The sequence below is a fragment of the Micromonospora okii genome (assembly GCF_020884795.1).
Lineage (GTDB): Bacteria > Actinomycetota > Actinomycetes > Mycobacteriales > Micromonosporaceae > Micromonospora > Micromonospora okii.
Map to the genome: position 1 here is coordinate 110622 of NZ_BBZF01000012.1, position 12836 is coordinate 123457.

A 12836-nucleotide genomic window follows, 5' to 3' on the forward strand; every position below is an offset into this window, starting at 1 on the left:
TCCTTTCCTCGGCCCGGTTCACTGAACCGACAGGGCGTGGCTGAAGACGGTGAGCGGGTCCCACCGCTTCTTGATCTGTTGCAGGCGCGGGTGGTTCTCCTTGAAGTAGAGGTACTGCCAGGGCACCCCGGAGGCGTTCCACGCCGGGTCCGCCATGTCGACGTCGGGGAAGTTGATGTAGCAGCCGTCGTTGCGCTCGTCGGGGACGGGCACGCCGCCGGTGGCCGCGTAGACGTCCCGGTAGAGGCGGCGGGTCCAGTCGAGGTTCGCCTCGTCGGTCGCCGGGTCGTGCCAGGAGGTCAGGTACAGGGCGCGCAGCACCGAGTCCCGCTGGGCGATGGCCGTGGCGTCCGGCGCGATGGCGTTCGCCGCGCAGCCGTACGACTGGATCGAGATCGTGGCGGTGGAGAAGGCGTGGTCGTCGCCCCAGAGGTGCTCGTGGATCGCGTCGATCTGGGCGTCGGTGTAGCCGCGCCGCAGGTACGCCGACTTGATCTTGTGGCGGCCGTTCTCGCCGTCCTGCGCCCGCGCCAGCTTCTCCATCGTGGACAGCCACGGCCGCCGCTCGAACGGCAGGTCGTACCGGGGGGCGTCGACGCCCTCGGTCATCTCCGCGACGGCCCGGCCCAGCAGCTCCTCGGCGTCGTCGCCGTCGTCGAGGTGGTTGAACAGGATCGCCCCGATCCCCGGGTCGTCCTGCGGGGCCACCGCGAAGAGCACCAGCCCGCTGAACAGGCCCGCGTAGCGGGAGTCCGGCGCGCTGTTGCGCTCGTGCCACCGGCCGTGGCTGCCCACCAGCGCCCGCAGCGCCTCGCGGGTCAGCCCCTCCCGGGGGAAGATCGTGCTCGACGCCAGCACCGACGCCGGCGGCCGGGGCAGCAGGTCGCCGGGGCCGCCCGTCGCCCCCGGGCTGCGCAGCCAGTACCGGGTGACCACCCCGAAGTTGCCGCCGCCCGCGCCCGTGTGCGCCCACCACAGGTCGTGGTTCGGGTCCGCCGGGTCGGCCGTGGCCACCACCGCCCGGGCGCGGCCGTCGGCGCCGACCACCACCACCTCGACCGCGTACAGGTGGTCCGAGCAGGCCCCGAACCGGCGCGACAGCGGGCCGTACCCGCCGCCGAGCAGGTGCCCCCCGATCGCCACCAGCTCGCTCGACCCGCCGGGGACCGTCACCCCCCAGCCCAGGTAGAGGGCCCGGTACAGGTCGAGCAGGCGGACCCCCGGCTCGACCGCGAACGCCTGCCGCGCCTCGTCGAACCGGACCCGGTCCATGGCGGCCATGTCGATCACCACCCGGACCGCCGGGTCGGCCACGAAGTCCTCGTAGCAGTGCCCCCCGCTGCGGACCGCGATCCGCTTACCGTCGCGGACCGCGTCGTCGACCGCGCGGACCACCTCCTCGGTCGAGCGGACCAGGACGAACGCGTCCGGCCGGGGGGCGAAGCGGGCGTTGTCGCCGCGGACCACGAAGTCCTCGTAGCGCGGGTCGCCGGTCGCGATGCGCGTCGGTTCCGACATGCTGCACCCTTCTCTCTCCGCCATCAGCGGGTTCCATCCTGGGCAGCCCGCCTCGAGGGCCCGCCGAGCTGCGCTGGAGGCGGGGCCTTCCGGCGGTCCTCCAACGCGGCTCCACCGCCGACGTGCACGGTCGGTCCAAAGCAGGCGAGAGCCGCCTTCCCCACGACCCGGGAGCTGCCGTGGACACCACGACCTACAAGACGGCCGTGACGCAGGCGTTCAACAGCGCCGCCGCCTCGTACGACCGGATGGGTGTCGAGTTCTTCACCCCGATGGGCCGCCGGCTGGTCGAGCGGGTCGCCCCGCGGCCCGGCGAGCGGGTCCTCGACGTCGGTTGCGGCCGGGGCGCGTGCATCTTCCCCGCCGCCGAGCGGGTGGGCGCGACCGGCCGGGTGCTGGGCATCGACATCGCCGAGGCGATGGTCACCGAGGCCCGCGAGCAGGCCCGCCGCCAGGGGCTCGCCAACGTCGAGACGCGGGCCATGGACGGCGAGTACCCGGAGCTGCCGGAGCGCTCGTTCGACGTGGTGACCGGCAGCTACAGCGTGATCTTCTTCCCCGACGCCCCCGCCGCCCTGGCCCGGTACGCGAAGCTGCTCGCCGACGGCGGCCGGCTCGGCTTCACCAGCCCGGTCTTCACCCCGGACACCTTCCCCTTCCTGCCGCCGGTCTTCACCGAGCTGATCCCCCGGGAGCTGCTGCGCAACCTGCCGCCGCAGTGGCAGCCGGAGGAGCTGACCCGCCGGTTCAACAGTTGGCTCGCCGACCCGGCGGACCTGGTCCGCACCCTCGCCGACGCCGGCTTCCACACCGCCGAGGTGGTGGACGAGGAGGTGGCCATGGTCGCCGAGTCCGGCACCGCCTGGGTGGACTGGTCGCACACCCAGGGCATGCGCCTGCTCTGGCAGCACCTCCCCGAGCGGGAGAGCGGCCAGCTCCGCGAGCGCCTGATCACCGCGCTGGACGCCATGCGCGCCGGCGACGGGCCGCTGACCATCGGGGTCCCGGTCCGCTACGTCACCGCCACGGTGACCCGGTGAGTCCCGCCGGGCCGCCGGCCACCGACCACCCACGGGAGGAACACATGGGCACGGGCACACCGGGGGACGCCGACCTGGCGGCCACCTACTTCCTCGACCACGACTCGCCGGAGGTGGCCGACTTCGTCGCCCGCAGCGCCCCGGCCGACGCCGACCCGACGACCCGGGCCGTCGCCCTGTACTACGCCGTCCGCGACGGCATCCAGTACGAGGTCTACTCGGCCGACCTGTCCCGCGCCGGCCTGCGGGCCAGCTCGACGCTGCGCTCCGGCACCGGCATGTGCATCCACAAGTCGATCCTGTACGCCTCGGCGCTGCGCTCCATCGGCATCCCGAGCCGGCTGGTCCTGGCCGACGTGCGCAACCACCTCACCTCCGACCGGCTGCGCTCGCTGATGGGCGGCGACGTGTTCCGGCACCACTGCTACACCAAGGTCCACCTCGACGGGCGGTGGGTGAAGGCGACCCCGGTGTTCAGCCGGCGGCTGTGCCGGCTGTACCGCATCACCCAACTGGAGTTCGACGGGCGCACCGACAGCCTCTACCACCCGTACGACCTCGACGGGCGGCAGCACATGGAGTTCCTGCACACCCACGGCGAGTTCAGCGACCTGCCGTACGACCGGATCGTCAGAGACCTGCGGATCGCGCACCCGGGCCTGTTCGCCGCCACCATGCGGGTCGTCGACGGCTCCCTGGAGCGCGACGCGGTGGGCGCGGCGGAGCGCCGATGACCCGGTCCGTCGCCGCCGCCGCCGTCGCCGACCCGGCGCTGTCGATGCGCGGCGCCGTCGCGGCCCTCCGCCGGACCGACCCGGGCCGCTACCACGTGCGCGGCCCGCTCGGCCCCGACGACATCGCCGCCGACTACGCGCGCCGGTACGCGGGCGTGCCGGCCACCTCCCGGGCCGTGCCGGAGGACGTCGTCCGCTACCGCACCGGCCGGCACGACATCCCGGTGCTGCTCGGCCTGTACGGCGACGCCGAGCGGGTGCGCGGCTGGCTGCCCGGCTACCCGCGCCGGGTGGACCGCGCCGGGGTGCGCCGGCTGCTCGGCGCGGCCCGCCCGGCGGTCACCGGCGAGCGGCGCGCCGAGCGCCGCCCGGTCGACCTCGCGGCGCTGCCGGTGCTGCGGACCACCGACCGGGACGCCGGCGGTTACCTCACCGCCGGCATGGTGCTCGCCGACGGCGGGGCGGCCCTGTCGGTGCACCGGATGCTGGTGCTCGACCGGGAGCGGCTGGCCTTGTGGATGGTCCCCGGCCGCACCCTGGCCCGGCGGTACGACGAGGCGCTGCGGGCCGGCCGGCGGCTGCCCGTGTCGGTCAACATCGGCGTGCCCCCGGCGGCGATGGTCGCCTCCGCGCTGGGCGGCCGGTTCCTGCCGGCCGGGGTCGACAAGCTCGCCGTGGCCGGTGCCCTGGCCGGCGCGCCGCTGACCCTGGCCGGCGCGGAGACCCAGCCGGTGCCGGTGCTCGCCGAGTCGGAGATCGTGCTGGAGGGGTACCTCGACGGGAGCACCGCCGACGAGACCCTCGGCGACCGGGTAACCGGCTCGTTGCCGGAGTTCCTCGGCTACCACGGCCGGGGCCAGGCGGGGCTGCCGGTGATCACGGTGACCGGGATGACCGTGCGCCCCGGGGCGGCGTACCAGGCGGTGATCGGGCCGGGCCGGGAGCAGTCGGTGATCCTCGGCCTGGCCGCGGCGCTCTCCGTCGCGCTCGCCGGCCGGTCCCCGGACTGGAACCTGCTCCACGACCTGCACCTCTCGCCCGCCGGGGGCGGTCTGCTGACCCTCGCGGCCAGCCTGCGCAAGACCGGCCCGGCGGACGACGCCGCGCCCGCCCGGCTGGCCCGGGAGGTGTTCGACGCGCACCCGTTCACCAAGCTCGTCGTCTTCACCGACGACGACGTGGACGTGCGCGTCGACGAGGACGTGCTGTGGGCGCTGTCCACCCGGGCCAACCTGGGCAGCGACTGCGTGACCTTCGACGACTACCCGCCGCTGCCGATGGACCCGTCGCAGACCGACGCCTGGCTCGCCGAGCGGGGCCGCCCCGGCCGGTCGTACGTGGACGCCACGGTGCCGTACCGGGTCCGGGGCCTCGCCGAGCGGGCCTTCGCCGGGCCGCCGCCCCGGCCCCGGCGGGCCGCCCGCCCGGCCGACGCGCCCGCCGCCGCGACGACGCCCATCCCCACCGGGGTGCCCACCACGCCGGCCCGGGGTCGGGTTTTCGATCGCGGTCCCGCTTGAACCGGCGCGGGGGCGGGCGGGATGCTGAATGAATCAACGTATGCCGATTTCTGGAGGTCCGGATGCGCCGCTCGCCCCTGCTCGCCCTCCTGCTCGCCGTCCCCCTGATCGCGCCGCCGGCGATCGCCGAGGCCGCCCCCGCCCCCGCGCCCGTCGTCGCCCCCGCACCCACCGAAGGCCCGGTCGGCACCGCCTGGACCGTGGAACCGGCCACCGGCCGGACCACCGTCACCGTCGACGACACGGTCGGCGCGAGCGGGCTCGTCGCCCTGCGCGACCGCCTGGCCGGCACCGGCGCGGTCGTCCGCCGCGAGCCGGGACGGCTGCGCCCCCTGATCGCCGCCGGCCAGCCCGTCTACGGCGGCGGGCCGCCCTGCTCGCTCGGGGCCAACGTCCGCAGCGGCACCACGTACTACTTCCTCACCGCCGGCCACTGCACGTCGACCGCCTCCACCTGGACCGCCGACGGCGCCGGCACCCAGGTGCTCGGCGTCCGCGTCGGCACCAGCTTCCCCGGCAACGACTACGGCATCGTCCGCTACACCACCACGACGATCCCCCACCCCAGCGCCGTCTACACGTACCCGGGCACGCTGCCCGTCACCGGCGTCGCCACGCCGGCCGTCGGCATGGCCGTCTGCCGCAGCGGCTCCACCACGGGTGTGCGGTGCGGCACGATCACCGCGCTCAACGTCACGGTCAACTACGCCGAGGGGTCGGTCTCCGGGCTGATCCGCACCAACATCTGCGGCGAGCCCGGCGACAGCGGCGGCCCCCTCTACGTCGCCGCCACCGGGAAGATCGTCGGCATCCTCTCCGGCGGCAGCGGCAACTGCACCACCGGCGGCACCACCTACTACCAGCCGATCGGCGAGATCCTCGCCGCGTACGGGGTGACCATCCCCTGAGGCCGACGGCCGGGCGGCGGCGTCACGCGGCGAAGTGCGGGTTCCCCACCGTCAGCCGCAGCGTGTAGCCGCCCGGCCCCCGGTGCGCCGTGACGTGGTTGCACGACTGGTGCGTGATCCACAGGCCGAGACCGCCCTCCGCGCCGTCGCCCGCCGGGATCAGGCCGGCGAAGGGGTCCTTCGGCCCGTCTCCGCCGTCGGAGACCGTCGCCACCATCCGGTCCGGCCCCACCCACAGCCGCAGCCGCACCGTCGGCCGGCCGTGGCGCAGCGCGTTGGTCACCGTCTCGCTGACCGCCACCACCAGGTTCTCGACGTCGTCGACGGGCAGCACGCCCCGGTCGGCGGCGTGCACGGCGGCCCGCGCCTGCGCCGCCGTGGGGTCGGTCAGCTCGACCTGCGGCGGGGCCGCCTGGAGCGGGTCGGGCAGCACCGGCCGGTTCTCCCGCAGGTACGTCATCGGCTCCGTGTAGGTGGGGCTGGGCACGTGCCGGCCGTCCGGGGTCAGGTGGCGGGGATGGGTGCGCGCCACGTCGTCGAGCACCGCCCCGGGCGTGGTCCGCAGGTCGTACGCGCACAGGCTCCACAGCGGGAACTCGTCGTACGCGTGGTTGATCGCCGACTCGTACCGGGCCCACCAGTCCCAGGTCACCCCCAGGGCCCACGCGGGCAGCTCGCCGATGATGCGGATCTGCCCCGCCCCGCCGGCCACGTACCCGGCGAGCATCTCCCGGTACCGCCGGATGGCGCCGGTCGGTCGGGCGTAGACGTCGCCGCCGGCCAGGAAGAGCACCCCGGAGTCGGCGGGCAGCGCGCGCCGGAGCAGGTCGGCGTTGCGCTCGCCGAAGGAGACCACGCTCGGCTCGCCGGCCGCGACCCCGTCGAGCAGGAACGGCACCGCGACCGCCAGCAGCTCCTCCGCCGAGCGGTAGCAGACCGCCTCGTGGAAGTAGCCGTGGTGGCCGGCGGCGGCACCCGTCCTCATCCGACGACCTCCACACGCAGGTCAGGTAGGTCCAGCAGCGCGACGAGCCGGGCCACGCCGGGGCCGGCCGCGCGCAGCACGGCCACGGCGCCCTGGCGGCGGGCGTGGTCGCGCAGGAGCAGCAGGGAGCGGTGGTCGACGAAGCGCAGGTGGGACGCCTCGATCACCAGCCGCCCGTCGACCGGGCGCGGGTCGGCCCGGTCCAGCGCGAGGGCGAACAGGTCGTGGGTCGACTGGTCCAGCTCACCGGCCAGCCCGGCCCGGCCCCGGTCGGCGGCGTAGAGCCGGAACAGCACGCCCTCGGCGTTGCCCCCCGGGTGCAGGCACGCCAGTTCGGCGACCGCCTGTTCGCCCAGCACGGCGGGATCGTAGACGCACATCGCCGAGAATGGGTGGGTGCGCATGTACCGGTCGATCAGGTGCTCGTACCGGGTGAAGGCCCTGCGCTGCGCCGGGGTGCGGACCAGCCCGGTGGCCTCCGCCACCACCCGCAGCCCGGTGTGGCCGGCGGCCAGGGCGGCCCCGGTCGCCTCCGCGTACGCCCGCACCTGGGCCGCCACGTCGGCGACCCGGTCCTCGACGTAGGTGCCGCCCAGCGGGACGACCCGGGCGGCCCCGCTGCGCAGGGCGTCGTCGAAGCCGGGGACGGCGCGCAGCCAGGACTCCACCGCCGCCGCGTCCCGCTCCGTCACGTACCAGACCTGCTCGCCGGCGGCCAGGCCGGCGGAGAGGAACGCGAGGGCCGCGGCCTCGAAGGCGGCCGGGTCGTCCCGCCGCCAGCACGGGTGGTCGGCGGGCAGCGCGGGGTGTGCGTCGCCGCTCATGCCTGCCGTCCCATGCCGCCAGTCTAGGCCCATCCCAGCCGGCTGCCCCGGCCCCGGTGGGCCGGCCGCCCAGGTGGAGGCGGGACTCCCCGGGGTCAGCGCCTGCGCAGGGCGCCCAGCGCGCCGCCCCAGGCGATCACCTGGTTGAGCATGTCGTCGACGAGCCTGGCCTGCGCCGGGACCGGCCGGAACTCGGCGAAGTTGACGAAGTCCGTGAGCAGGGAGAGCGACACCTGGGACCGGACGCTGGCGACCTCGACCTGGGCCAGGACCAGCCGCAGGTGCTCGGCCGCCCGGGTGCCGCCGTGCACCCCGTAGCTGACCAGCCCGGCCGCTTTGTTCGTCCACTCGTGGTAGAGGAAGTCGATCGCGTCCTTGAGGACCCCGGGCACCGAGTGGTTGTACTCCGGGGTGACGAAGATATACGCGTCGAACGAGGCGACCCGGGCGGCCCACTCGCGCACCGCCGGGTCGTCGGACGGGGCCATCGCGGGCGGCAGCGGCAGGTTCAGGCGCGGCAGCGGATGGTCGGCGAGGTCCAGCAGTTCGACCTTGGCGTCGCCCCGCTGGGCGGCGATGTCCCGTACCCAGCGGGCCACCGCCTCGGCCTTGCGGCCCGGGCGGGTGCTGCCGACGACGACACCGATGCTGATCATGCGGGTTCCTCTCGGGGACGAAGGGGGAGGATCATCCGTCGGCGCCGGCCAGGTTCCGGGCCAGCGCCACCGCGCCGTACAACGAGGAGAGCCCGCCCAGGGCAGCGGCCCGGACGGCGGGTGCCGGGCGGCCCGGCCGGGCGAGCCGGGCGGCCTCCCGCGCGACCAGGTCGACGAAGCCGGGCAGCCCGGCGGCGAACCCGCCGCCCAGCACCGCCACGGCCGGGTCGACCAGCTCGCCGAGGCTGACCACGGCCGCCGCGAGCGCCGTGCCGGCGGGACGGACCGCCTCGTGCGCCCACGGCTGATCGCTCGCCAGCCCGTCGCGCAGCTCCGCGAAGCCCACCTCCGCGCCCCGGGCGGCGCTGGCCCGGCGCAGGGTGGCCGGGCCGGAGGCGAGCGCCTGGAGGCAGCCGTGCCGCCCGCAGTCGCACCGGGGCCCGTCGAGGTCGATCACCAGGTGGCCGACCTCGGGGGAGCCCCGGCCCGGCCCCGGCAGCGGCCGGCCGCCGAGGACCACGCCCCCGCCCACGCCGGTGCCGACCCCCAGGTAGACGACGTCGTCCGCGCCCGCGTGCCGGGCCTCGGCGAGCGCCGCGAGATCCCCGTCGTCGGCCCAGGCCGTCCGGCTGTCGGGGAAGAGGCGGCGCAGCGTCGCGTCGAACGGCAGCCCGGCCCAGCTCGGCCGGCCCGGCCAGACGCTCACCCGGCCGGTCGGGTCGGTGGTGCCGGGCATCGCCACCCCGACGGCGGCGAACCGCAGCCCGGACCCGGCGCGCAGCGCGTCCACCGCGTCGGCCAGCGCCGCCACGTCGGCCTCGACGCCGCCGCCGGGCCAGGTCAGCACCCGCTCGTACGCCTGACCCGTCGCGCCGTTCCGCGCCGCACCACCGGCCGTCGCGCCGTCTTCCGGTGCACGGCCGGCTGTCGTGCCCGCTTCCACCGGGCCGTCGGTCGTCGTGCCCGCTTCCACCGCGCCGTCGGTCGTCGCGCCCGCTTCCACCGCGCCGTCGACCGGCTCGGCGCGCAGGGCGACCTTGGTGCCGCCGATGTCGACCCCGAGGACGCCGACGTCGCTGTGCCCGGGCACCGGCGGTCAGCCCGCGAGCACGTGCAGCACCGCGACCGCGCCGGCCGCCACCGCGAACAGCAGGGGCATCAGCGACACCGGCAGCGGGTCGCGGGCGCGCAGGTGGTAGATCACCGCGCCGATCATCTCCAGGACGATGCCCACCGCCGCCGCGATCCCGGCCGGCGGCCAGAAGAGACCGACGATCAGGCCGACGACCCCGGCCAGGTCCAGTACCCCGAGGATCTTGGTGAGGCCCACGGAGACGCCGATATGGTCCATCTGCTCGCGCGTCCGCTGCTGACCGAGGAGCTTGCTGAGGCCGACGCTCAGGAAGACGGCGGCCAGGATGACGGTGAGGGTGATGAGGGGGATTCGCACGTCGCTTCCTTCATGGACGGTTGACGATTCGCCCGACCCTACCGACCGTCGGGCGCCCGGGGCCGGGAACGCGGCCGGGGCGGCGTGGCGTGCTACTCCACCGTGGCGACCAGGGCGCGGGCGGCCAGCCGGTAGCCCAGCGAGCCGAGCCCGACGATGATCCCGCTGGCCAGTGGGGCGAGCACCGAGTCGTGCCGGAAGCTCTCCCGGGCCCACACGTTGGACAGGTGGACCTCCATCCACGGCCGGGGATAGTTGGCCAGCGCGTCGCGCAGGCTCCACCCCGCGATCATCAGGGCCCCCGGGTTCACGATCGCGCCCACCGTGTCGTAGTGCTCCTGCACCGTACGGACCAGGGCGCCCTCGCAGTCGTGCTGCACGGCGACCACCCGCCAGCCGCGCGCCGCGACCTCCTCGCCGACCGCCCGTTCGATGTCGGCGAGCGTGTCGGTGCCGTAGATCTCCGGCTCGCGTCGACCGAGGATGCCCAGGTTCGGGCCGTTCAGCAGGAGCACATCGGACACAGTTCACCTCGCGTGGATCGCCCCGGCGGACCGGCGACAGATTCCACGCAGTCTAGTCGTGCCGGCCGCTTCGGGTGGACCGCCGTCGATGTGATGTGCGAACTAAGGGGTGGGTAGGGGCTGCTAGGGGACGTGAGCGGCCCTTCGGTTCGGTTAGCGTCCACCGCGAGCCGATGACGCCGCGCGCCGCGCCGACGCGGGACGGGCGGGCAACCGCTGGTCCTCCTGGACAGGGAAGTGGGAAGTCATGAGTGGTCAGCCGCCGACGGTGTCGGAGTTCCCCGAGTGGCCGCAGTTCGGCGACGAGGAGCGCGCCGGCCTGATCCGCGCCCTCGACCAGGGCCAGTGGTGGCGCATGGGCGGCAGTGAGGTCGACACGTTCGAGGCGGAGTTCGGGGCGTACCACGGCACCCCCCACGCCCTGGCCGTCACCAACGGCACCCACGCCCTGGAGGTCGCCCTCGAGGTGCTCGGGGTCGGCCCCGGCACCGAGGTCATCGTGCCCGCCTTCACGTTCATCTCGTCGTCGCTGGCCGCGCAGCGCCTCGGCGCGACCGCGATCCCGGTCGACGTCGACCTCGACACCTACTGCATCGACCCGGCCGCCACCGCCGCCGCCGTGACCGACCGCACCCGGGTCATCATGCCCGTGCACATGGCCGGCCAGTTCGCCGACATGGACGCCCTCGACAAGATCGCCGCCGACGCGGGCGTGGCGCTGCTCCAGGACGCCGCGCACGCCCACGGCGCGCAGTGGCAGGGCCGGCGGGCCGGCGCGCTCGGCTCCGTCGCCGCGTTCAGCTTCCAGAACGGCAAGCTCATGACCGCCGGCGAGGGCGGCGCGGTGACCTTCCCCGACGCGGAGACCCGCGAGCGGGCGTTCCTCGCCCACAGCTGCGGCCGGCCGCGCACGGACCGGGACTACCTGCACCGCACCACCGGCTCCAACTACCGGATGAACGAGTTCACCGCCGCCGTCCTGCGCGCCCAGCTCGCCCGCCTGGACGAGCAGATCGCCGTACGCGAGCAGCGCTGGCCGCTGCTGGCCGGCCTGCTCGCCGAGATTCCCGGGGTGGTCCCGCAGGGCCGCGACGAGCGCGGCGACCGCAACCCGCACTACATGGCCATGTTCCGGGTTCCCGGGATCACCATGGAGCGCCGCCGCGCCGTGGTCGACGCGCTCATCGCCCGGGGCGTCCCGGCGTTCGTCGCGTTCCGGGCCATCTACCGGTGCGAGGGCTTCTGGAAGGCCGGCGCCCCCGACGAGACCGTCGAGGCGATCGCCGCCCGCTGCCCCAACGTCGAGCGGATCCACTCCGACTGCGTCTGGCTGCACCACCGCACCCTGCTCGGCACCGAGCAGCAGATGCACGACATCGCCGCCGTGCTGGCCGACGTCCTCGCCGGATGACCACCCCGCCGCCGGCCACCGCGCCCGGTCGCCCGGCCGGAGCCGCACCGCCCGGCCGTCCGGTCCGGGTCGCGGTGGCCGGCCTCGGCTGGGCCGGGCGGGAGATCTGGCTGCCCCGGCTCGCCGCGCACCCGGCCTTCGAGGTGACGGCCCTGGTCGACCCGCAACCGGCCGTCCGGGAGGCCGTCCGCGCCACCCACGCGGTGCCCCTCGCGTACGCCGACACCGACGACCTGCCCGCCGACGCGGCCGACCTGGTGGTGGTGGCCGTCCCCAACCACCTGCACGCCGCCGTCGCCGCCAGGCTGCTGCGCCGGGGCGTACCGGTGTTCCTGGAGAAGCCCGTCTGCCTCAGCTCCGCCGAGGCCGCACTGCTCGCCGACGCGGAGCGCGACGGCGGCGCGGTGCTGCTCGCCGGCAGCGCCGCCCGCTGGCGGGCCGACGTGCGCGCGCTCGCCGACGCGGCCGGCGGGCTCGGCCCGATCCGGCACGTCGACGTCGCCTGGGTACGCGCCCGGGGGGTGCCCGACGCGGGCGGCTGGTTCACCCGCCGGGACCTCTCCGGCGGCGGCGCGCTCGTCGACCTCGGCTGGCACCTGCTCGACACGGTGCTGCCGCTGCTCGGCCCGGCGACCCGGGTCACCCACGCCGTCGGCAGCGTCTCCGACGACTTCGTCAACGACACCGCCGCCCACGCCGCCTGGCGCGGCACGGCCGGCGTGGCCGGTTCGGTCGGCGCGGCTGGTCTGGTCGGCGTGGCCGGGTCGGGCACGTCGGTCGGCGCGTCGATCGGCACGTCGGTCGGCACGTCGGTCGGCGACGTCGAGGACACCGCCCGGGGGTTCCTGCTCACCGACGGCGGGGCCTCGGTCGCCCTGCACGCCTGCTGGGCCTCCCACGAGGCCCTCGACCGCACTACGATCACCGTGCAGGGCGCGGCCGGGTCGGCCACCCTGCGCTGCACGTTCGGGTTCAGCCCGAACCGGGAGCCGACGCCGGTGCTCACCCGCACCCGCGACGGGGAGACCGTCCGGCTGCCGCTGCCCGCCGAGCCGATCGGCACCGAGTACGACCACCAGCTCGACGCCCTGCCCGGCCTGCTCGCCGACCCGGCCAGCCGGGGCGCCGCCGTCGCCGAGGCGCGCCGGACCATCGACGTCATCGAACGGATCTACCGCTCCGCCCGGGCAGGCGCGCCGGGGCGGGAGCACGCGCTGGCGGGCCAACGCGACCGGTGAGAACCACCGGCGACCTCACTCGCTTCCG

General features: G+C 75.6%; 13 protein-coding genes. 6 read left to right on the forward strand and 7 right to left on the reverse strand.

Annotated features, from left to right (window positions below; genetic code table 11):
* Positions 1 to 18: 18 nt before the first annotated feature.
* Positions 19 to 1518, reverse strand: coding sequence for an FAD-binding oxidoreductase (locus LPU43_RS00570; protein WP_229397739.1), 1500 nt, complete (start codon positions 1516 to 1518; stop codon positions 19 to 21).
* A 179-nt stretch (positions 1519 to 1697) separates the two neighbouring features.
* Between LPU43_RS00570 and LPU43_RS00575 the strand changes: the two genes are divergently transcribed.
* The 4 genes from LPU43_RS00575 (at position 1698) to LPU43_RS00590 (ending at position 5720) form a co-directional block, all read left to right on the forward strand.
* Positions 1698 to 2558, forward strand: coding sequence for a class I SAM-dependent methyltransferase (locus tag LPU43_RS00575; protein ID WP_229397741.1), 861 nt, complete (start codon positions 1698 to 1700; stop codon positions 2556 to 2558).
* Positions 2559 to 2602: 44 nt separating this feature from the next.
* Entirely contained in the window at positions 2603 to 3292 is a 690-nt protein-coding gene (locus LPU43_RS00580; RefSeq protein ID WP_229397743.1) for a transglutaminase-like domain-containing protein, read from the forward strand.
* Complete coding sequence (locus LPU43_RS00585; protein WP_229397745.1) at positions 3289 to 4812, forward strand: UbiD family decarboxylase; 1524 nt, start codon at positions 3289 to 3291, stop codon at positions 4810 to 4812. Before LPU43_RS00580 ends, LPU43_RS00585 begins: the two co-directional genes overlap by 4 nt.
* Positions 4813 to 4874: 62 nt before the next feature.
* Complete coding sequence (locus LPU43_RS00590) at positions 4875 to 5720, forward strand: S1 family peptidase (RefSeq protein WP_229397747.1); 846 nt, start codon at positions 4875 to 4877, stop codon at positions 5718 to 5720.
* Positions 5721 to 5742: 22 nt separating this feature from the next.
* Here the strand turns inward: LPU43_RS00590 and LPU43_RS00595 are convergent, their stop codons facing one another.
* The 6 genes from LPU43_RS00595 to LPU43_RS00620 form a co-directional block, all read right to left on the reverse strand.
* Complete coding sequence (locus LPU43_RS00595) at positions 5743 to 6705, reverse strand: anti-sigma factor RsbA family regulatory protein (protein WP_229397749.1); 963 nt, start codon at positions 6703 to 6705, stop codon at positions 5743 to 5745.
* Positions 6702 to 7529 carry an MEDS and STAS domain-containing protein gene (locus tag LPU43_RS00600; RefSeq protein WP_229397751.1) on the reverse strand — a complete coding sequence of 276 codons (828 nt, stop codon included), beginning with the start codon at positions 7527 to 7529 and terminating at the stop codon, positions 6702 to 6704. Before LPU43_RS00600 ends, LPU43_RS00595 begins: the two co-directional genes overlap by 4 nt.
* 95 nt (positions 7530 to 7624) lie before the next feature.
* Positions 7625 to 8185 carry an NADPH-dependent FMN reductase gene (locus LPU43_RS00605; protein WP_229397753.1) on the reverse strand — a complete coding sequence of 187 codons (561 nt, stop codon included), beginning with the start codon at positions 8183 to 8185 and terminating at the stop codon, positions 7625 to 7627.
* A 31-nt stretch (positions 8186 to 8216) separates the two neighbouring features.
* Complete coding sequence (locus LPU43_RS00610) at positions 8217 to 9275, reverse strand: ROK family protein (RefSeq protein WP_229397755.1); 1059 nt, start codon at positions 9273 to 9275, stop codon at positions 8217 to 8219.
* Between the two features lie 6 nt (positions 9276 to 9281).
* The gene (locus LPU43_RS00615; RefSeq protein WP_229397757.1) at positions 9282 to 9635 is read right to left on the reverse strand and encodes a DoxX family protein; all 354 of its coding nucleotides are present in this window, start codon (positions 9633 to 9635) and stop codon (positions 9282 to 9284) included.
* A gap of 92 nt (positions 9636 to 9727) precedes the next feature.
* A complete protein-coding gene (locus LPU43_RS00620) occupies positions 9728 to 10159 on the reverse strand; it encodes a type II 3-dehydroquinate dehydratase (RefSeq protein WP_229397759.1) in 432 nt (143 codons plus the stop codon).
* A gap of 247 nt (positions 10160 to 10406) precedes the next feature.
* Here LPU43_RS00620 and LPU43_RS00625 point away from each other — a divergent pair, with 247 nt between their 5' ends.
* The gene (locus tag LPU43_RS00625; RefSeq protein WP_229397761.1) at positions 10407 to 11570 is read left to right on the forward strand and encodes a DegT/DnrJ/EryC1/StrS family aminotransferase; all 1164 of its coding nucleotides are present in this window, start codon (positions 10407 to 10409) and stop codon (positions 11568 to 11570) included.
* Positions 11567 to 12808 carry a Gfo/Idh/MocA family protein gene (locus LPU43_RS00630; protein WP_229397763.1) on the forward strand — a complete coding sequence of 414 codons (1242 nt, stop codon included), beginning with the start codon at positions 11567 to 11569 and terminating at the stop codon, positions 12806 to 12808. Before LPU43_RS00625 ends, LPU43_RS00630 begins: the two co-directional genes overlap by 4 nt.
* Positions 12809 to 12836 lie beyond the last annotated feature (28 nt).